This is a genomic window from Metabacillus endolithicus, from assembly GCF_023078335.1.
Taxonomy (GTDB): Bacteria; Bacillota; Bacilli; order Bacillales; family Bacillaceae; genus Metabacillus; species Metabacillus endolithicus.
On sequence record NZ_CP095550.1, the window covers coordinates 4114239 to 4134990 of the forward strand.

The window sequence follows — 20752 nt, forward strand, 5'->3', positions numbered from 1 at the left end:
GCTATATGAAGGAGAATATCATCTTTATCCATGGCTTAACAGGTACAAAGCGCGCATTTAAGAAACAAATAGAGTACTTCAATCAGGAATATCATACTTATACATATGATTTGCTTGGTCATGGAGAACATATAGGAAAACATGTTCACTTTACTCTGGATAATTTAGTAAAGCAATTAGAAGCATTTTATGATGCAAATGGCATAAAGGAAGCCCATATTTGTTCCTTGAGCTATAGTTGTTATCCAAGTGCTATATTTGCAAACAAATGGAAAGAGCGAGTGAAAAGCTTGTGCTTTATAGGTGGACATTATAATGCACCTTCCAAGCTATTAGATGTTCTTAAATTTTATTGGGATACTCGTGATGAAGATTACGAGACATGGCTGAAAAAATATTCTAATGATATTTACCCTAAAGAAAGCATATTAGATCCATATTCAGCTATTTCTAAAAGAATCTACTATAAGTTCGGGTTAAAACTGGATGATCAAATTTTAAAGAATGCTATCTGGCATCGACTGAATTATGATTTGAGAAGCCATTTAGAGGGATTATCGACTCCGGTATTATGGGTAATGGGTGAGTACGATAGTTTGTATAAATCTACGTTAACTGACTTAAAAAGTATTATTCCTCATGTAATTTATAAGGAAATAAAGCATGCTGGTCATGCTGCCAACTTGTTCAGGCCAAATTGTTTTAGAGATGTATACGAGAACTTTTTAGTTCATTATACAATGGAAAAAACGAGCCAACGAAAAATGCTTAACATCATATGAACATGTTAAGCATTTTAATTTTATTTAAAGTTTAAATTTAGTAACTACATTGTTTAACTCATTAGACATAGAGCTAATACTTTCAATTGTTGCAGAAACATCGGTCATAAGCTCTTGTTGTCTAGTCGTTAGCTGTACCGTTTCCTGTGTGCTAACTGCCGTTCCTTCAGCAATGTTTGAGGCTTCTAATGCTGATGCACTGACTTCTTCAGTTGAGGCAGTCATTTGTTCAGCAGTAGTTGTGACTTCAATCACCTGTTGAGACATTCCATTAACAGAAAAAAGAATCTCGGAAAAAACATTGCTTGCTAAGTCTACAGACTGTAATCCGTTTTTTACATCATGGATAACTGTGTCCATGGCAATAACTGTTTCGGTTGTATCTTTATCAATTTTATCTAAAATCTGTTGAATTCCACTTGTAGAGTGCTCTGTTTGTTCGGCTAATTTCCGTACCTCATTTGCAACAACAGCAAATCCTTTTCCTGCTTCACCTGCTCTTGCAGCTTCGATGGCTGCATTTAAAGCAAGCAAATTCGTTTGTGCAGAAATTTCTTTTATAAGAGTAATTATGGAAGTTATTTCATCAGAGTGATTTTTTAAGGTTCCAATTAAGCCAGCAGAATGATGAACCGATTTCTCGATTGTATTCATTTGCGTAGTTAAGCTATTAATTGAATTTTTTCCATTTTCTACATCATTTACTGTTTTATAAGAAAGATCTGAAGTTTTTGATGCAGCTTCAGCAATTTGTGTTACACCAACAGCTAATTCTTCAATAACCTTTGCACTCTCATTTAAACTATGAAATTGAGACGTAGATTTATCAGACACTGCTTCCATCGTTAAGGCAATTTGGTCACTAGCTTGTTTTGTTTCATTCGTTATTAATTGAAGAGTTGTACTTGATTCTGCTAGCTGAACAGAATTTTGATGGATTCTCTCAATTACACTGCGAATGTCTTCAGACATTTGCTGAAGGGCACTAGATAGTATACCGATTTCATCTTTTCGTTTACTAACAAAACGGTTTGAAAAATCTCCATTTCCCATTTGCTTAACTTGTAATGTTAATTTTTTTATAGGCTTTGTTATTGAAGAAGTAAAGAAATACAGAATAGCTAAACTAATAAATAAGATAATAGCTGAGATAATTAATGTGTTTCTTTTTTCGGTTGCGAGGGAATTATAAAATTTAGAAACATCAATATCTACACCTAACACACTGATTATTTCTCCATTACTGTTTTTTATTGGAATATAGGCTGTAGCAAGTGCGCCGTATTCTTCTGAAACACCCATTTCTATTTCGGTCGTACCTGATTCGAACACGTTCATTGTACTGGGAAACTCACTTATGTCCTCTTCAACTTCTAAAAATTGGGATTCATCTTCATGACCAACAGGCATGCCATCAGCAATGTACACATAGTCATACCCTTTATCGTTTTTTACACGATTAATCGTATATAAGTATTCAACTCCATTTGCTTCGCGGATTTTGTTTAATTGCTCTCTAAGCTCATAATAATAATCTGTTTCTTTGTCACTACTTACTAATTGCTCATATTTATTTAGATCAATTATTTCAACAGCTTGGTTTGCAATACCAGATGCTTGACTTGTAATGACTTCAGTCACAATTTCGGAAGTAGAACTATAGGTGATAAATCCAACTAAAACCGATGATAAAATTAAGATTAGTGAAAAAATAAGTAATATTTTGATTTTTATACTTTTCAACATGTATGAACCTCACAAAATAGTATATTATTTGATAGTAATCAGGCAAAAAGACCTAACAAAAGGATCATACCTTTTATTGGTAAAAAAATATATTCTTATCAATCGACAAAAAATGACATATACTAATGGAAGGCGCTTACTTTCTAAAAATGATATGTAAAAAAGATTAAAATCATATGATTAATCTCATATAGATATCAATTTCGAACATTTTTAATGAAATTTCATTGAAAAGATGATATGATAGAATTATCTTAAAATTTAATAGAATAATAAATTCTAAGGGAAGGTGACATAATGACAACAAGAATCGAAACAAATGACAGCAGTCTTCCGTTGCGTCGTGATGTGAAATCACTAGGACATATCCTAGGAGAAATTATTGTTCATCATGGGGGAACGGAGCTACTTGATAAAGTTGAAAAGTTAAGAATGATGGCGAAATCGCTTCGAAATGACTTTGACGAGCAAACATACAAGGAACTAAAAGAAGAAATTTTAAACTTGGATACACCAATGCGAAAGCAAGTTATACGTGCCTTTTCAATTTATTTCCATCTAATTAATGCCGCAGAATCTAATCACCGAATTCGTCGTCGTCGTGAATATCAGCTCCAAGATGATCATGTTGTTCAACCAGCATCAATTGAAAGTGCTATTTTATCATTAAAAGATAATGAAATTGATGAGAATACCATTCAAAATGTATTGAACACGTTATCATTAGAGTTAATCATAACAGCGCATCCAACAGAAGCAACAAAGCGCTCGGTTATCGAGATTCAAAAGCGAATCGGTATTATATTGAAAAGCTTAGATAATAATATGCTGACTAATAAAGAACGTAAACAGCTAGAAGATAGCTTATTAAATGAAGTAACGATTCTATGGCAAACAGACGAACTTCGTCATCGTAAACCAACAGTAATGGATGAAGTACGCAACGGCCTATATTATTTTGAACAAACATTTTTTGATGTACTTCCAGAGATTCATCAAGACTTAGAAGAAGGTCTGTCTGAACAATTTCCAGGACATAACTGGGATGTACCAAACTTCTTACGCTTTGGATCATGGATCGGTGGAGACCGTGATGGTAACCCAAATGTTACACCTGAAGTAACGTGGGAAACATTAGAAAGTCATCGTGAATTAGTTCTGAAAAAATACAAAGAATCATTAGTAGAAGTAATGAAACGCTTTAGTCACTCAAGTACACGTGTTCAAGTTAGTGAAGAACTTCTTTCAAATGTAGAGAAAGAAGAACAAACATACTTATCAAATGATAAAAAATGGCCTGTTGAAACAGAGGTATATCGTCGAAAAATCGCTATTATATTAGGCCGCCTTGAAGAAGTAGGAAAATCAGATATCGGATACAAAGCATCTGAAGAACTTCTAGAGGATTTATATCTTATTCAACGCAGTGTAGATACACATCAGCCTGCAAAACGTGAGTTAAAGATGTTGAAAAAGTTTATTCGCCAAGTACAACTGTTTGGCTTCCATTTAGCTACACTTGATATTCGTAACCACAGTGGAGAGCACGAAGCAGCAGTTACAGAAATATTGCGTAAAGTAAAAGTAACAGAGGATTATTCGGCTCTTAGTGAGGAAGAAAAAATTAACACATTAGAGAGTGTATTAAAAGATCCTCGTCCTGTTTTATTATTGAATGAAGATTACTCAAAAGAAACGCAAGAAATGATCAAAGTTTTCACAATGATTAAGAAGGCACATGATACATTTGGGAAAAAATCAATTCTTGTTTATCTTATTAGTATGACTCAATCTGCAAGTGATTTGCTTGAAGTGTTGGTACTTGCAAAAGAAGCAGGTATTTATCGTCTTCATGCTGATGGTTCAGTGGAAAGTCATTTAAATGTTGCTCCACTTCTTGAAACAGTAGATGACTTAATTGCAGGTCCGAAGATTATGGAAACATTATTCAACATGGATGTTTACCGTAATCATTTGAAAATTCATGGAGATTCCCAAGAAATCATGCTTGGTTATTCTGATGGAAGCAAAGATGGTGGAACGGTAACAGCAAACTGGAAGCTTTACAAAGCTCAGCTGGAAATTCATGATATGGCCAAGACTTATAATATTGGTTTGAAATTCTTCCATGGACGTGGTGGATCACTAGGTCGTGGAGGCGGTCCGTTAAACCGAAGCATTCTGTCTCAGCCTGCTGAAACACTAGGAGATGGAGTAAAGATAACTGAACAAGGTGAAGTGCTTTCTTCTCGCTATCTTATTGAGGATATTGCTTACCGAAGCTTAGAACAAGCAACATCTACATTGCTTGAAGCGTCTGTTAATCTTTCGAAGAATTCAGAGCAACAACATTTACGTGAAAAAGTATGGGAAGATGCAATGGAAGAGATCTCAAATGTTTCTCTTAAAAAGTATCAATCACTTGTTTTCCAAGACCCAGATTTCCTAACGTACTTTACTGAAGCAACACCATTAAATGAATTAGCCGAATTGAATATCGGTTCACGTCCGATGAAACGTAAAAACCGTAATCGTTTTGAAGACTTACGAGCAATTCCTTGGGTTTTTGCATGGACACAAAGTCGTCAATTACTACCGGCATGGTATGCAGCAGGTACAGGTTTAGATAGCTTTGCTTCTGAAAGTGAAGATAACTTAAAACTTCTGCAACGTATGTATAAGGAATGGACGTTCTTCCGTTCTACAATTGACAATCTGCAAATGGCTCTAATGAAGGCAGATATCACAACGGCTAAAGAATATACATCTTTAGTTAATGATAAAGAAATTGCTGATCGTATTTTCGGTAATATCGTTGAAGAATATGAAAAAACAAAAACGATTCTTCTTCAAATTACAGGTGATGATGAGTTGTTAGATCATACACCAAATATTAAAGAATCTGTACACCGCAGAAATCCATATGTAGATCCATTGAACTTCCTACAAGTAGAACTTATTAAGGAACTTCGTAAACAAGAAGAACCAAATGAAGAACTCTTAACGGAAGTGTTATTAACGATAAGCGGAATTGCAGCTGGATTACGTAATACTGGTTGATTCTAATGATAAAAAAGGCTGTCGATTATAGATCGGCAGTCTTTTTTTGTTATGGATCGTTAATAAATAACTATCGTTTATTGTATTAATTGTATTAACTATAAATCCTGCTCAAGTAAAAAAACATAAAGTTGTAAAGAAATCTTACAATAAATATTTGTTCAGAAAATTCCAAAAAATAATAGTTTTTAATATAAATAAAATGGATCATAATGTATATACTAGTATTTGTAAAAAACTAAATCTTTTGAACTATAATTGGAGGTATAAATGATGAACCAAAAGCCTTTACATTACGATGGTAGTCTTCCTCTTGACTATGAAGCAACAAATGACTCAACTTCTACAGATGCTTATGAAATGACTGATGAACTAAGAAAAAATCTTGGGGCAAATCCTTATATTTTTAACGTAACTGAATAAAAATTTTGAAGGGTTTGTTTATTACAAAAACAAACCTTTTTTTATTGTTTTAAGCCAGACATATAATGAGCTGTCCGTAAAAAAAATAGAAAGTATTTTGGTTATTTTACCTGTTTTCGTTCAAACTAAAATGACTACATAAAGAAAGGTAGAATCCAAATGACAAAAGTATTGTACATTACAGCACACCCGCATGATGACACCGTATCGTATAGTATGGCAGCAGGTAAGGCATTTATTGACTCTTATAAAGAAGAGAATCCAAATGACGAGATTGTTCACATTGATTTATACAAAGAGCATATTCCTCATATTGATGTGGATGTATTTAGCGGTTGGGGGAAACTTCAAACAGGTAAAGGCTTCGAAGAATTATCTGAAGATGAAAAAGCAAAAGTCAGTCGTCTTAACGAGTTATGTGAGCAGTTTATAAATGGAGACAAGTATGTATTTGTTACACCATTTTGGAATTTCTCATTCCCTCCAGTTATGAAAGCGTATATTGACTCTGTTGCTGTTTCTGGTAAAACATTCAAATATACTGAACAGGGACCAGTTGGATTACTAACTGATAAAAAGGCTCTTCATATCCAAGCAAGAGGTGGAATTTACTCGGAAGGCCCTGCTGCTGAAGTTGAGATGGGGCATCGTTACCTAACGGTTATTATGAATTTCTTTGGTGTACCATCGTTTGAAGGGTTATTTATTGAAGGGCATGCAGCAATGCCTGATAAAGCGGAAGAAATTAAGCAAAATGGAATTGCCCGTGCGAAGGATCTAGCGAAAACATTTTAAAGCTTTTACGAGAGGACAGTCTCAGTTCAGAAGAGGTCTGTCCTTTTTAGTATGATCAGGATGGATTAAAATTTTAGATGTGTATTTTAGATATTATGTTAGATTATATAACATGGTCGTTGCATACACCTTTTATCCCATTTATACTTTGATATATCAAAGCAATTATTTTTCAACTCCATAAAGGTTCTCTATGAATTTGAGAACGAAAAAGCTGCCTAGGGTTCCGTTGGATATACCAAGCTGGTCCGAGAGGGAGCGTATAGAAATTACCTGGTTTCTATATACACGGAAGGACAAAAGCCTGGGAGACGACCTCTCCTAGGCTTTTTATTTTTCCTCTTTTTATAATTTGAAAATTCCTAATATTTAATAAATTGATATGAAGGGAGATTTGAAGTATTTATAGCTCTACCAAAATTTAGAAAATAGGAGTGAGAAGCATGAAAAAACATTTTAACATACTTTTGTCAGTATTTTTTGTCTTTTTATTAGCAGCTTGCGGAAATTCAAGTGAAGAGGCAAGTGGAAATAGCTCTAAAAGTGAACCAATAAAAATTGGGTTCAGTGCATTACCTAGCTGGTACTTATGGCATCTAGTCGAAGAAAAAGGATTCTTTGAAAAACATGGAGTTGAGGTTGAATTAGTTTATTTTCCGGTTTATGCTGATTCCCTATCTGCCTTAAACACTGGAGAAATTGATGGAAACAGCCAAGCGCTTATTGACACAATTGCCCCACTTGAAAACGGTATTGAACTTAAATCAGTTTTTATAACAGATAACTCAAACGGTGGAGATGGCCTAGTAGCAACAAAGGATATTCAATCTGTTGAAGATTTAAAAGGGAAGAAAGTTGGAACAGAGATTGGTACGATTGAGCATTTCTTTATGTTAACAGCACTTGAACAGGCTGGCTTAAAGGAATCTGATGTAAATTTTACTAACCTTACTGTTCAAGATGCAGGGACAACATTTATTGCTGGAAATTTAGATGCAGCTGGATTATGGGAGCCATTCCTTAGTACTGCTGAATCAGAAGGAAATGGACATAAATTAATTACCTCAGCAGAATTCCCAGGTCTTATTGCAGATCTCTTTGTAGTTCGCAAGGAAATCGCAGAAAACCGTCAAGAAGATCTTGAAAAAATAACTGCTGCTTGGTTTGAAGCAGTGAATTATTATTCAGAAAATGAAGAAGAATCACTTGAAATTATTGCTGAAGCTGCCGGTATAACGGTTGATGAACTTGCTATTGGAATGGAAGGGTTTGAATTATTCACACCTGAGCAAAACGTAGCTTCTTTTGAAAGATCAGATAGCTATAAATCTATTGAATATACGGCCGAGGAAAATGCAAAATTCCTTCAAAAATTAGAGTTTATAAAAGAGATTCCAGATATGACATCATTACTTGACCCAAGTTTTATTGAAAATAGTCATGAGTAAAACTGGAAAGGGGTGACAAACATGGAGACTGTTAAAAAGAAAGGTTACTTGAGAACATTATTTCGAATTCATGAGGAAATTCCTAAATCTTGGTATCTTGTTGGAATAGGATCGGCATTCATAGGACTTTTTCTATTTTGGTATCTCTTAAGCATAATGGGGGTTGTAAAGGAAGTGTTTCTACCTTCTCCATTTGTTGTTATAGAATCGCTATTTACCTCGCTTGCTGATTCTGATTTTTGGAATCAAATAGGCATCAGTGTTTACCGTGTTTTTATGGGCTTTTTATTAGCTTGTATCATAGGCATTCCATTAGGGATTTTTGCTGGGACGTTTAAAATTGCGGAATCGATTATTGTACCTATGTCTGAATTTATCCGGTATATGCCGGCAGCTGCATTTATTCCGCTTATTATGGTATGGGCTTGGGATCGGTGAAACTGCAAAAATTCTTGTTATTTTTATAGGGTGTTTCTTTCAATTGTTGCTAATGGTAGCCGAAGACACTAGCAGAGTGAATAAAGATTTGTTATCCGCATCTTACACATTAGGAGCAAAACGAGGCCAAGTCATTTCGAAAGTGATCATACCAGCGATTTTACCAAAGTTAATGGTAACAATGCGTCTTATTATGGGATGGGCTTGGACGTACTTAGTTGTAGCAGAGCTTGTAGCAGCAAACAGCGGCCTTGGATATACGATTATGAAGGCACAACGTTTTTTAGATACAGATTAATTTTTGTTGGAATTATTGTTATTGGATTATTAGGTTTAGTTATCGATCGTTGCTTTGCACTTTTAACGAAAAAATTATTTCCTTGGGCAGAAGGAGGTCAATAGAATGTTAAATGCAGTAAAACAAGTAGAGCCACTTCTAAAATCGGAATTAGAGATTAGTATAAAAGGACTATCAAAGGTGTATCAAACAAAAGCAGGAAGCTTTCAAGCACTAGAAGATGTGTCGATGTATGTGAAAAATGAGGAGTTTGTTTCCATACTAGGTCCTTCTGGTTGTGGTAAATCTACAATTCTACGGATATTAGCAGGATTAGAAGATTCTACAAGTGGAAGTGTAAAGGTTTCAGATCAAGAAGTAGTAGGACCTAGTGTAAACAGGGGGATGGTGTTTCAATCTTACACACTATTTCCATGGTTAAATGTTCGTGACAATATTGAATTTGGTCTAAAACTAAAAGGAATGGGTTCAAAAGAACGAAAGGAAATTTCTGATCGGTATTTGGAATTAGTGGGTCTTGAGAGGTTTGCTGAATCATATGGAAAAGAACTTTCGGGAGGTATGAAGCAAAGGGTGGCAATTGCTAGATCATTAGCTAATAATCCAGAGGTTTTGTTAATGGATGAGCCGTTTGGTGCACTTGACGCCCAAACAAAGCAATCGATGCAGCAGTTATTGCTTGATATTTGGAAAAAGGAAAAACCACTATTGTTTTTATTACACATGATATTGATGAGGCTATTTTTTTATCACAACGAATTTATGTGATGCAAGCAAGACCTGGCAAAATTATTAAGGAAATTGATGCAGACCTTCACCTGTTTCAAGATGGTGACTTGGTGGAAGTTGATCAATTTATGAAACTGAAGAAGCATATTGTCTCGTTATTAAAGCATTAAATGGTCATATTTTACATGTTGTGGTAAAAGGCAGTGGTGCTTACAAGTTGCTACTGCCTTTTAGTTTGCAAATGATTATCCTGACCGAAACAGAAACATTAATAAAGTATAGAAACAATAGTATGTCACAAAATCTAACACAACATTTGAAATGTTAGATTTTGTAACATTATAATAAAACACAAGTGAAGATGATATTTAATGTTTTAAAGTGAAGTGGTAAAATTACGGCTTATTTGTTCGGAATATTCTGATTAAAGGAGAGAGGGTTGAAGCATGACACAAACAACAGAATTCAAAAAATCTCTAAATCTATTTGGTGTTGTTTTTCTTGGACTAGCCTGGATGACGCCAATGATCTTTTTTACAGTGTACGGTGTTGCGTTTGAAGCAGCGGGTGGAATGCTTGCTGCTGCTTATGTTGTAGCATTTATAGCGATTTTTTTTACAGCATATAGCTATAGCAGAATGGTAAAGGCTTATCCGATTTCTGGCTCAGCCTACACCTATACGAAGAGAGCAATCAATCCAAAGATGGGGTTTCTTGTTGGCTGGGGCTCTTTTTCTTGATTATATTGTTTCACCAATTATTGCTTGTTTAACATTTGGTCTATTCTTAAATGCTCAGTTTCCGAGTATACCAGTTTATGTATGGATTATCTTGTTAAATGTCATTTTGGCATTTGTGAATATTATTGGGATTAAATCAGTAGCAAGAGTAAGTGGGTTTTCTGTTATCTTTCAGATCCTCTTTATTATCTTCTTTTGTGCCTTTGTAACAAAGGATATATTTGTTGGCGGAGACGGATCAGGTTTATTTTCTTTTCAACCGTTCTTTTCCAGTGACTTCTCCGTTTCCACGATTTTCTCAGGAGCAGCACTTATCTGCTTTTGTTTTTTAGGATTTGATGCGGTAACTACAATGGCAGAGGAAACAGTTAATCCTCGTAAAACAATACCTAAAGCAATTTTTCTAATCGTTATTATTGCTGCAGTGTTATACATTTCTATCTCTTATTTAACACAACTAGCCTATCCTAACTTTACGTTTGAAAATGGTGATACAGCTTCTTTTGAACTTATTCAAATGGTTGGTGGAAACCTATTAAGTGCTCTTTTTACAACCGTATTAATTGTAGCAACCTTTACTCAAGGAGTTTCATCCGTTACAAGTGTAACTAGGTTTTTATTTGCATTAGGGAGAGAGTCAATTTTGCCGAACAAAGTGTTTGGTTATTTACATCCTAAATATAAAACGCCCGTGATTAACATTATCTTTGTGACAATCATTTCGTTTTTTTCCATAGCTATTGACTTGGATACAGCTGTAACATTTGTTAGCTTTGGTGCCCTTACGGCATTTACGTTCGTCAATCTATCCGTTATTTCACATTATTATGTAAAGAGTAAGATGCGGTCTGCTAGACAAACATTTCTTTATCTCATTTTTCCTTTCGTTGGTGCTTGTTTTATTGGGTGGTTATTAACTTTATTAGAAACACAAACACTCTTAATTGGTATTGCTTGGATTGTAATTGGATTTATCTACATCGGAATCCGAACAAGCATGTTTAAAAAGCCGATTTCTACTTTAAAGGAAGGAAAGGTAGCAATCGAAAATAGGTAACTTTTAAAAAGTGTGTTAGAAAATCTGACATAGTGTTTGGAGGAGTGTAATGGGGTGGTCTATAATAAATTTACAGAACAAATTAAATAAAGCTTCTCAGATGAGAAGAACAAAGCTGTCTAGGGTTCCGTTCTTGTTGCGAATATCCCCTCATTCAATACAAGAAGTCTGGTCCGAGAGAGAGCGTATAGCTGATACCGCATGTTAGCTATATACACGGAGGGATAAAAGCCTGGGAGACGACAATCTCCCAGGCTTTTATCTTTTTTATTTTCTCTAAACGAAATTATTTAAAGGAGGAATTCTTTATGATAAATAGCATTTGGAATAAAACAATCCCAGCAGGTGGGAAATGGTCAGGAACGATCGGAAAAGGGAAGCTTGTAAAGTTTACAGCTTTAGGTAAGGGGGCAAATCTTTCAACAATCATGTATCATGCAAATCAGTTAACAGAGCGTTATAACATGCCAGATACATTAAAAGCTCAACATACTTCCCATCTAACAAAAGGTCATGTGCTAATGAGTGATAACGGGCGGGTGTTAACGAGCATAGTGGAAGATAGTCTAGGCTGGCATGACAGTATTTCAGGGTATACGTCACGTAAGGAAACAGATGAGAAATACGGGATCACAACGTATCAAGAGCTTAGGAATAATTGGTTAAGAAGCGGCGAAGAAAATTTTGCTGTAGAGCTTGTAAGAAATGGATTAGGTGTACGTGATTTAGTTCCGGTATTAAACCTATTTTCAAAGGTATTTTGTGATAAAAATGGCGATATGCACTATGTCGAGGACCATTGCTACGAAGGTGCAACAGTTACATTAAGAACTGAGATGGATACATTATTCATTTTCTCGAATACACCAAATCCATTAGATCTTCGTAACGAATATTCTTCAGTACCAATTCAAATAGAAGTATTCGATGCAGAACCTGTTAAAGATGATGATGTGTGTGTGAACTTCCGTCCGGAAAACAAAAGAGCTTTTGAAAATACATGGGAATATCACACACTACTTAGTGATTCAAAATCAGTTGTTTTGAAATAAAAGAGATTACAAGGATGATTTTAAAAGGAGGAGAATACCATGGCGGTTTTAAATTATACAGAAAGCTCACGAAAAGTAGAAGAAGCAATATATGATAGAGTGATTCCTGCTGGAGAAGGCTGGATGCATGAACTAGAGCCTGGTCAGGTTTTAAGAATAGTAGATTTAGAGGGAAATCAAGCAGCCGATACCCTTTTCTATCATGCTGAAGACCCAGAAGATCATTACAGTGCAGTCGCGACGATGCTAGGTCAACAAAATATTTATCTATCAACAGGAACAGTTTTACGTTCTGAATCAAATAAAGGGCTTCTTAAAATTGTGGCTGATACTTGTGGACGTCATGATACATTGGGCGGAGCTTGTTCAGCACAAAGTAATACAGTGCGATATGCACATGATACATTGCCAATGCATAATTGCCGAGATACGTTTATGCTTCAGCTTTCTATGTATGATGAAAAATATACAAAGCGCGATCTAGCACCCAATATCAATTTCTTTATGAATGTACCAGTAACACCTGATGGCGGCCTTACATTTGCAGACGGAGTATCAGCACCTGGTCGTTATGTAGAGATGCAATCAATTGTAAGGACTGTTGCGTTAATTAGTAATTGTCCTCAACTGAACAATCCATGTAATGCGTATAATCCGACGCCTGTACGTGTGTTAATTTGGGATAAATAAACAGAATGTTTCGAATATAAACATCATCGTAGAACTTTAGTGAGGAGAGGTTTTTATGTTTAAAAAAGTACTCATCGCCAATCGCGGCGCCATTGCAGTAAGAATTGAACGAACATTAAAAAAACTGGGAATTAAATCGGTAGCGGTCTATACGAAAGCTGATCAAGACAGCCTGCATGTAGATAATGCTGATGAAGCAGTTCTCATTGGAGAGGGAGCGGCAAAAGACAGTTATTTAAATGCTGAACTTATTCTTAAAACAGCTATTGAAACAGGAGCAGAAGCGATTCATCCTGGATATGGCTTTTTAAGTGAAAACGCTGAATTTGCTAGAGCGTGTCAGAAAAAGGGGATTGCCTTTATTGGTCCTACCCCAGAGCAAATGGAGATGTTTGGTCTAAAGCACTCGGCACGTGAAATTGCTGAAAAAGCTGGCGTACCAATGTTATCTGGAACGGATTTAATTGACTCTCTTGATACAGCATTAAATCATGCAAATAAAATTGGCTACCCCGTTATTTTAAAAAGTACAGCAGGCGGTGGCGGAATTGGAATGCGTGTTTGTGACAATGAGGATGCGCTCAAAGCAGCCTATGATGGTGTTCGTCATTTAGCGGAAACGAATTTTAACAACGCTGGCTTATTTTTGGAGAAATACATTGAGAAAGCACGACATGTTGAGGTCCAAATTTTTGGTAATCGTCTCGGAGAAGTAGTGACATTAGGGGAGAGAGATTGCTCGATTCAACGTCGGAATCAAAAGGTTATTGAGGAAAGCCCAGCTCCTAAGCTTTCTGAAGATGTTCGCCAAAAGATGTTTGCTGCTGCAAAGAGTTTAGCTGAAGAAGTAGGCTATCGCAGTGCAGGAACAGTTGAATTTTTATATGACCCTGAAAGCTGTGGATTTTACTTCCTAGAGGTAAATACTCGCTTACAGGTCGAGCACGGAGTAACAGAAGAAGTATTAGGTGTAGATTTAGTGGAGTGGATGGTAAAGGAAGCAGCAGATAAGTTGAAGAATTTACAGACCCTTGTTTCTGAACCAAAAGGACATAGTATCCAAGCACGAATTTATGCAGAAGATTGCTTTCATGATTTCCGACCAAGTGCAGGGCAGTTAGATCAAGTGATTTTATCAGATCTTGCTCGGAATGAAACATGGATTCGTGATGGAATAACTGTTACATCTCTTTATGATCCAATGCTTGCAAAAATTATCGTTCACGGTAAAGACAGACAAGAGGCAATAGGCAAATTGATTCAAGCTTTAAGTGAAACCCGAATGTATGGAATTACAACGAATCTACAGTATTTACAAGCATTATTACATGAAGAGGAATGTGTCGCAGGAAATGTGTACACTAGAATGCTAAACAGCTTTGAAGCAGTTGAAAATGCACTTGAAGTACTAGATGGAGGGATACAAACAACAATCCAAGATTGGCCTGGACGAAAAGGTCATTGGGATGTTGGTGTACCACCTTGTGGACCGATGGATCCTTTGTCCTTTCGAATGGGAAATAAGCTTTTAGGAAATAACGACGATGCACCTGGATTGGAATTTACATTACGAGGAGGGTCTTATCAATTCCGAAATGAGATGTGGTTCTGTTTAACCGGTGCTGATATGGAAGCGAAGCTAGAGGGTGAAAAAGTTTCTTTATATAAACCAATTTTTGCCCAAAAAGGTCAGATCTTATCTTTCGGAGAAGCAAAGGTTGGAATGAGAGCTTATATGTTAGTAGCAGGCGGATTCGATATGCCGAAAATATTAGGCAGCTCTTCTACATTTACACTCGGAAACTTTGGTGGACATGGTGGTAGAGCACTTAGAACAGGGGATGTTCTATCTGTTCATAATGATGTTATCCCTCCTGCTACAAATGCACTTCCAATAGAATATCAACCAACAGTTAACAACACATGGACAATTGGTGTTATTCCAGGACCGCATTGCACTGAGGAGTTTTTGCAACCGAATTATTTAACACAACTTACCGAAACAAAATGGGAAATTCATTTTAACAGTTCGCGCACTGGGGTCCGCTTAATTGGTCCAAAACCATTATGGACACGTGAAGACGGTGGAGAAGCAGGTCTGCATCCATCAAACATTCATGACAATGCATACGCAATCGGGACACTTGACTTAACTGGTGATATGCCAATTTTACTTGGTCCGGATGGTCCGAGTCTTGGTGGATTTGTTTGCCCTGTTACTACTGCTTCAGCAGAGTTTTGGAAAATTGGTCAGCTGCATCCTGGTGATTCTGTTCAATTTAAATTAATGACTCTAGAAGAGGCAGCTCGTTTGCGAAAGCTACAGGATGGAAATCTTCATGCAATCGGAGAAGGTAATTTTGCTCAGTTAAGTGAAATTCAGTTTGCTGAGCCTGAAGTTGAGATGACATCTGCTTACCCTATTTTAGCATCCGAAAAGGATAGAGAAATTTCAATTACAATTCGCTGCAGTGGAGATGAAAATCTCCTTGTAGAATACGGAGATATGGAGCTTGATTTACAATTACGATTCCAAGCACATGTCTTAATGGATGCGATTCAGAAGAGCGAGGATTTTCCTGTGTTGGATCTAACACCAGGAATTCGTTCATTACAAATTCATATTGATGCTTCAAAAATAGCGGTGAAAGAAGCTGTTGAAAAAGTATTAGAAATTGATCGTAACTTACCACCACTAGAATCGATTCAGGTACCATCAAGAATTGTCCGACTACCATTATCTTGGAATGATCCATCAGTAAAATTAGCTACAGAACGCTATCAGCAAAATGTTCGACAGGATGCACCTTGGTGTCCGGATAACCTTGAATTCATTCGACGAATAAATGGTTTAAAATGTATTGAAGATGTGAAAAATGTAGTTTTTGATGCTAATTATCTTGTTCTTGGATTAGGAGATGTTTATTTAGGAGCCCCTGTGGCAACGCCGATTGATCCACGACACCGATTAGTTACAACGAAGTACAACCCAGCTAGAACGTGGACACCAGAAAACGCTGTTGGGATTGGCGGAGCATATATGTGCGTATATGGTATGGAAGGACCAGGTGGCTATCAATTTGTTGGTCGTACGATTCAAATGTGGAATAAGCTTCGATCAACAAAGAGCTTTGAACCAGGTAAACCATGGTTATTACGATTTTTTGATCAAATTCAATTTTATCCAGTTGAAGCAGATGAATTGCTACAACTCCGTGAAGATGTACTTCGTGGTCGTTTTGAAGTTGATATTACCGAAACAACATTCGATCTCGGGGAATACTTGAAGTTCCAAGATGACATAAAAGAAAGTACGGAGTTGTTTAAACAACGTCAACAAGCAGCCTTCCATGCAGAACGTAAAAGATGGAAGGAGCAAGGAATTGCAGAGCATGTTTTAGAAGAAAATTCAATGGGTTCAATTGAAGAGGATGAAATTCCAGAAGGCTCAATCCCTGTTAATTGTTCTATGCCAGGGAGTGTATGGAAAGTGCTTGTTTCTCCAGGTCAGCAGGTAAAAAAAGGTGATGTACTTATTATAGAAGAAAGTATGAAAATGGAATTTCCTCAAGCGGCTCCTTGTGATGGAGAAATTGCTGAAGTATATGTAAAACCAGGAGATTCAGTTCATGCAGGTCAATTGATTGTCAGTATCTTTGAAGAAAAAAAGGTAGGTGTTGCTCAATGAGAAAGCTGGAAATTCCTTTGAAATTAACACTTAACTGGTTACGTGAAAAATATGCAACAAAAGAATTGAAGCCAGAAGAAGTTATAGAGGCAATTATTCAACGTTCCCAAGATGATGAGGAAATGAATATTTGGATTACAGCACCTCAAATGGAACATATTCAACCTTATCTTAACCGTCTTTCAGCGCTTGATTTTGAGTCATCACCGTTATGGGGGATCCCGTTTGCTATAAAAGATAATATTGACCTAGCAAATGTTCCAACAACAGCTGGGTGTGCAGAATATAGTTATACACCTACTAAACATGCTTCAGTCGTTGAGAGATTAATAGCTGCAGGTGCCATTCCGGTTGGGAAAACAAATTTAGATCAATTCGCAACAGGTCTAGTAGGAACGCGAAGCCCTTATGGAGAAACCCATAATTCGCTTCGTCCAGAGCTGATAAGCGGTGGTTCCAGCTCTGGATCTGCTGTATCAGTTGCAAGAGGGCAGGCTGTTTTCTCACTGGGGACAGATACAGCAGGTTCTGGTCGTGTACCTGCTGCGCTTAATAATTTAGTAGGTTTAAAGCCGAGCTTAGGAGCATGGCCAACAAAGGGTGTTGTACCTGCATGTGCCAGCCTTGATTGTGTAACAGTTTTTTCACATAATTTAGAAGAAGCGTATAAAGTAGATGCGATTGCTAGAGGTTTCGATCAAGAAGATCCTTGGTCACGTGATCTTGCCATTCCACAAGCTAAGCTTCCTAAGAAAATTTGTTTACCAAAAGATGATTTAATGTTTTATGGTCCTTTTGCTGAGGAGTATAAAATAGCTTGGGATGGAGCTGTTAACCAAATCAAACAATTAAATATCCAAATTGATTACATTGACTATCAATTCTTTGCAGAAGCAGCAGCGATTCTTTATAATGGACCGTTTGTAGCGGAACGATGGGGATTGATCTAGGCGGCTTTATTAATAATCATCCAGGAGTAACTTTCCCGGTAACGGAAAAAGTCCTTCGTTCAGGTTCACAACCAAAACATGATGCTGCATCTGTTTTTCATTCAATGCACAAGCTACAGGAATATAAATTAAAAGCTAGCAAGCTACTACATGATGCTGTTCTTGTTACGCCAACTGCAGGTGGAACATGGAATCGTGATCAAGTCCGTGAAGACCCGATTAAAACAAATAGTGAAATGGGGGCTTTACACAAATCATTGTAACTTATTAGATTTGTGTGCGGTTGCCGTCCAAGCCGGCGAAGCAGCACCAAACCTGCCTTTTGGAATTACATTCTTTGCTTTGTCTCATAATGAAGGATTGATTACTGGAGCTGCCGAGGCATTTGTTAATAAAATGCCAGCAAAACAAGAAACCACTTTAGTTGCTGTATGTGGTTTGCATATGAGAGGCTTTCCTTTAGAAAAGCAAATGCTTGAATTTGGTGCATCCTTTATTCGCGAGGATGTGACTGCTGAAAAATATCAATTTGTGAAACTACCAACTGAGCCAGCGAAACCAGGATTGATTAAGAAGCAAACAGGTGGAAAAGCAATTGAGCTAGAAATTTGGGAAATGCCACTTTCCTCATTTGGGGCTTTTGCGGCATTAATTCCTGCGCCACTTGGAATAGGGAAGGTTGAGTTACAAGATGGTGTAGAAGTACCAGGATTTATTTGTGAAGGATACGCTGCTGAAGACGCAGAAGATATTTCAGATGCAGGAAGCTGGAGAAAAATTTTGTTAGAAATTTAATGCTTATAAAAACCCTTGCTTGAATAGTTCAAGCAAGGGTTTTTATTTTAGTTAATGTCTTCGTTGCACATTTTAATTTCAGAAAAACATATAAAAATACAGTTACTTAATACAGTGTTCTTATCAGTGATATCTCCCTATTGTATCGGTTGAATAGAGTTTTGGTAAGTTGTTAAAAATGGAGGCTAAAAATGAAAAAGGCTAAAGAGTTATTACATTTACCTATTATTAGTATTTCTGAAGGGAAACAGCTAGGAATAATTAAAGATTTAATTATTCATCCTGATGAAAAATCAGTTAATTATTTAATCTTAGGACAGGATGATTGGCAGGGGGGCCTTAATGCACTATCCTATGACATGGTCGTTGGAGTTGGAGATTCTGCGGTTATGATTGAACAGAAAAATTCTATTATAGGCTTAGATGATATTCCTTTTATAAATAAAATGGTCCCATTGATTGGTTCTCAGGTTATTACAAGAGGCGGGGAACACTCCGGTGTTATTTCAGATTATTATTTTAATGAGGAAAACGGGCATTTGGAAAGTTTACTTATTCATTCAGCTAACAATAAATTTTTCTTACCAATTGAAAATGTACTATACCTTGGCAAAGAGCGAGTAATTACAAATGAATCTTCATCTGAAATGGTGCCCATTTTAGAAACAGAAGAGCAATTCGGAGGAAAGACAGGGAATAAAAGCAATAAAAAAGATGCCTTAAAGGGTATGTTGAATGAATTAATACTGAATGAATTACCAAAATTGAATAAATTAAATAATGAGAAGGATCCTGATTCTGACAATTAACAATTAATATTGTACTTTCCCTTTTACTTGATCTAAATTGGCCAAAGAAGTAATCCTCCTCAGTACTGTTTCTGAGGAGGATTACTTAGTTCTCAAGTTCTCAAACATTAATAGGTTATAACCTGAAAAAGAAGGGATTTTGATAACAAACTTGAAGTATTTAAATAAAACTAATTCATACAAAGAGGTGCTCTAGTGAAGAAAAAAGTTGTGATATATAGAGAAGTTCCGGAAAAAGTTGTAAACACTTTAATGAAAAACTTTGAAGTTAGCTATTTCAAAAATTTACATACGAATAATTATGATGAATTTATAAAAGAACTTCAACATGCTGACGGATTGTTAGGAGCCAGCATGAAAATGGATAAAGAACTGTTAGATCATGCGCCACAGCTAAAAGTAATTTCTAATATTTCGGTAGGCTATGATAATCTCGACTTAGAAGAGTTAAAGAACAGGGGAATTATCGCAACTAATACACCCGGGGTTTTAAACGACACAACAGCTGATACAATCTTTGGTTTACTTCTCGCAACCGCTAGAAGAATGACAGAGCTCGATCATTATGTGAAATCAGGTAATTGGAATGGAAGCAAAAATGAAGATTTATTTGGTGTGGATGTTCATCATAAAAAGTTGGGTATTATCGGAATGGGAAGTATCGGACAAGCCATTGCGAAACGAGCTCATTTTGGCTTTGATATGGAAATTCTATATTATAATCGTTCTAGAAAAAAAGAAGCCGAAGAGGCATTTAGTGCTACTTATTGCTCGTTAGATGAGTTGCTTACTCAATCTGACTTTGTTTGTCTTATGATTCCACATACCCCTGAGACAGAAAAGATGATCGGTGAACGAGATTTTCAATTAATGAAGAATTCAGCGATTTTCATTAATGGATCAAGAGGGAAAAATGTTGACGAGCGAGCGTTAATTAAAGCTTTACAACAAAAGTGGATATTACGTGCTGGTTTAGACGTATTTGAACACGAACCAGTAGAAAAGGATAACCCGCTATTAACTATGCCTAATGTTGTGACATTGCCGCATATCGGCTCTGCTACAAAAGAAACAAGAGAAAAAATGGCGATGTTAGCAGCAGAAAATCTTTCAAAAGCACTAGATGGAGAAACGCCTCCAAACATAATAAGATAGTTAAAAGGAACAGGTGTATAATCTGTTCCTTTTTTAAGTTTACTTTTTCAATTTTTTCCCTAGAATAGCAATAGGTATATCCGAAAGGGGAAACGGT

The 20752-nt window shown here is 36.3% G+C and carries 17 protein-coding genes, 1 pseudogene and 2 riboswitches; of the genes and pseudogenes, 17 read left to right on the forward strand and 1 reads right to left on the reverse strand.

Translation table 11 applies throughout. From position 1 onward, the window contains the following. Positions 1-5: 5 nt before the first annotated feature. The gene (locus MVE64_RS20710; RefSeq protein WP_247340999.1) at positions 6-782 is read left to right on the forward strand and encodes an alpha/beta fold hydrolase; all 777 of its coding nucleotides are present in this window, start codon (positions 6-8) and stop codon (positions 780-782) included. Positions 783-806: 24 nt separating this feature from the next. On the opposite strand, the gene MVE64_RS20715 is transcribed toward MVE64_RS20710, so the two are convergent. Beyond that, on the reverse strand, positions 807-2528 hold the full coding sequence (locus MVE64_RS20715) for a methyl-accepting chemotaxis protein (protein WP_247341001.1): 1722 nt from the start codon (positions 2526-2528) through the stop codon (positions 807-809). A 297-nt stretch (positions 2529-2825) separates the two neighbouring features. On the opposite strand from MVE64_RS20715, the gene ppc reads away from it, so the two are divergent. The 16 genes and pseudogenes from ppc to MVE64_RS20785 all read left to right on the forward strand — a co-directional run bounded on the left by ppc (position 2826) and on the right by MVE64_RS20785 (position 20655). After that, complete coding sequence (ppc, locus tag MVE64_RS20720; RefSeq protein ID WP_247341003.1) at positions 2826-5588, forward strand: phosphoenolpyruvate carboxylase; 2763 nt, start codon at positions 2826-2828, stop codon at positions 5586-5588. Positions 5589-5861: 273 nt separating this feature from the next. After that, positions 5862-6011: a hypothetical protein gene (locus MVE64_RS20725; protein ID WP_247341005.1), complete on the forward strand. Its 150-nt coding sequence runs from the start codon at positions 5862-5864 to the stop codon at positions 6009-6011. 159 nt (positions 6012-6170) lie between these two features. Then, positions 6171-6806, forward strand: coding sequence for an FMN-dependent NADH-azoreductase (locus MVE64_RS20730; RefSeq protein WP_247341007.1), 636 nt, complete (start codon positions 6171-6173; stop codon positions 6804-6806). 207 nt (positions 6807-7013) lie between these two features. After that, positions 7014-7119, forward strand: a riboswitch (guanidine-I (ykkC/yxkD leader). Between the two features lie 130 nt (positions 7120-7249). Continuing rightward, on the forward strand, positions 7250-8254 hold the full coding sequence (locus tag MVE64_RS20735) for an ABC transporter substrate-binding protein (protein ID WP_247341009.1): 1005 nt from the start codon (positions 7250-7252) through the stop codon (positions 8252-8254). Positions 8255-8275: 21 nt separating this feature from the next. Beyond that, positions 8276-8692, forward strand: coding sequence for an ABC transporter permease (locus tag MVE64_RS20740; protein WP_247341011.1), 417 nt, complete (start codon positions 8276-8278; stop codon positions 8690-8692). After that, positions 8610-8990, forward strand: a complete 381-nt coding sequence (locus MVE64_RS20745) for an ABC transporter permease (RefSeq protein ID WP_247341013.1) — start codon at positions 8610-8612, stop codon at positions 8988-8990. The genes MVE64_RS20740 and MVE64_RS20745 overlap by 83 nt, the downstream gene beginning before the upstream one ends. A gap of 105 nt (positions 8991-9095) precedes the next feature. Beyond that, entirely contained in the window at positions 9096-9758 is a 663-nt protein-coding gene (locus tag MVE64_RS20750) for an ABC transporter ATP-binding protein (protein ID WP_345740663.1), read from the forward strand. Continuing rightward, complete coding sequence (locus MVE64_RS27880; protein ID WP_345740664.1) at positions 9758-9889, forward strand: hypothetical protein; 132 nt, start codon at positions 9758-9760, stop codon at positions 9887-9889. Before MVE64_RS20750 ends, MVE64_RS27880 begins: the two co-directional genes overlap by 1 nt. Before the next feature lie 276 nt (positions 9890-10165). Continuing rightward, positions 10166-10459: an APC family permease gene (locus tag MVE64_RS27550; protein ID WP_281730402.1), complete on the forward strand. Its 294-nt coding sequence runs from the start codon at positions 10166-10168 to the stop codon at positions 10457-10459. After that, on the forward strand, positions 10437-11516 hold the full coding sequence (locus tag MVE64_RS20755) for an APC family permease (protein WP_281730403.1): 1080 nt from the start codon (positions 10437-10439) through the stop codon (positions 11514-11516). The genes MVE64_RS27550 and MVE64_RS20755 overlap by 23 nt, the downstream gene beginning before the upstream one ends. A gap of 108 nt (positions 11517-11624) precedes the next feature. Next, positions 11625-11757: riboswitch (guanidine-I (ykkC/yxkD leader) on the forward strand. Between the two features lie 70 nt (positions 11758-11827). Next, the gene (locus MVE64_RS20760) at positions 11828-12568 is read left to right on the forward strand and encodes an urea amidolyase associated protein UAAP1 (protein WP_247347171.1); all 741 of its coding nucleotides are present in this window, start codon (positions 11828-11830) and stop codon (positions 12566-12568) included. 39 nt (positions 12569-12607) lie between these two features. After that, the gene (locus tag MVE64_RS20765) at positions 12608-13258 is read left to right on the forward strand and encodes an urea amidolyase associated protein UAAP2 (RefSeq protein ID WP_247341015.1); all 651 of its coding nucleotides are present in this window, start codon (positions 12608-12610) and stop codon (positions 13256-13258) included. Between the two features lie 55 nt (positions 13259-13313). Further along, complete coding sequence (gene uca / locus MVE64_RS20770; protein ID WP_247341017.1) at positions 13314-16946, forward strand: urea carboxylase; 3633 nt, start codon at positions 13314-13316, stop codon at positions 16944-16946. Next, a pseudogene (atzF, locus tag MVE64_RS20775) lies at positions 16943-18691 on the forward strand (allophanate hydrolase). The gene uca and the pseudogene atzF overlap by 4 nt, the downstream one beginning before the upstream one ends. 191 nt (positions 18692-18882) lie before the next feature. Beyond that, positions 18883-19500, forward strand: a complete 618-nt coding sequence (locus MVE64_RS20780; RefSeq protein ID WP_247341019.1) for a PRC-barrel domain-containing protein — start codon at positions 18883-18885, stop codon at positions 19498-19500. A gap of 195 nt (positions 19501-19695) precedes the next feature. Then, entirely contained in the window at positions 19696-20655 is a 960-nt protein-coding gene (locus tag MVE64_RS20785) for a 2-hydroxyacid dehydrogenase (protein ID WP_247341020.1), read from the forward strand. Positions 20656-20752 lie beyond the last annotated feature (97 nt).

Excerpts from the sequence above, each read along its gene's own strand:
- MVE64_RS27880 (WP_345740664.1), top strand. The coding sequence starts at position 9,758 with ATGCAAGCAAGACCTGGCAAAATTATTAAGGAAATTGATGCAGACCTT.
- uca (WP_247341017.1), top strand. The coding sequence starts at position 13,314 with ATGTTTAAAAAAGTACTCATCGCCAATCGCGGCGCCATTGCAGTAAGA.
- MVE64_RS27550 (WP_281730402.1), top strand. The coding sequence starts at position 10,166 with ATGACACAAACAACAGAATTCAAAAAATCTCTAAATCTATTTGGTGTT.
- MVE64_RS20750 (WP_345740663.1), top strand. The coding sequence starts at position 9,096 with ATGTTAAATGCAGTAAAACAAGTAGAGCCACTTCTAAAATCGGAATTA.
- MVE64_RS20730 (WP_247341007.1), top strand. The coding sequence starts at position 6,171 with ATGACAAAAGTATTGTACATTACAGCACACCCGCATGATGACACCGTA.
- MVE64_RS20725 (WP_247341005.1), top strand. The coding sequence starts at position 5,862 with ATGAACCAAAAGCCTTTACATTACGATGGTAGTCTTCCTCTTGACTAT.
- MVE64_RS20765 (WP_247341015.1), top strand. The coding sequence starts at position 12,608 with ATGGCGGTTTTAAATTATACAGAAAGCTCACGAAAAGTAGAAGAAGCA.
- ppc (WP_247341003.1), top strand. The coding sequence starts at position 2,826 with ATGACAACAAGAATCGAAACAAATGACAGCAGTCTTCCGTTGCGTCGT.
- MVE64_RS20715 (WP_247341001.1), bottom strand. The coding sequence starts at position 2,528 with ATGTTGAAAAGTATAAAAATCAAAATATTACTTATTTTTTCACTAATC.
- MVE64_RS20740 (WP_247341011.1), top strand. The coding sequence starts at position 8,276 with ATGGAGACTGTTAAAAAGAAAGGTTACTTGAGAACATTATTTCGAATT.
- MVE64_RS20710 (WP_247340999.1), top strand. The coding sequence starts at position 6 with ATGAAGGAGAATATCATCTTTATCCATGGCTTAACAGGTACAAAGCGC.
- MVE64_RS20780 (WP_247341019.1), top strand. The coding sequence starts at position 18,883 with ATGAAAAAGGCTAAAGAGTTATTACATTTACCTATTATTAGTATTTCT.
- MVE64_RS20735 (WP_247341009.1), top strand. The coding sequence starts at position 7,250 with ATGAAAAAACATTTTAACATACTTTTGTCAGTATTTTTTGTCTTTTTA.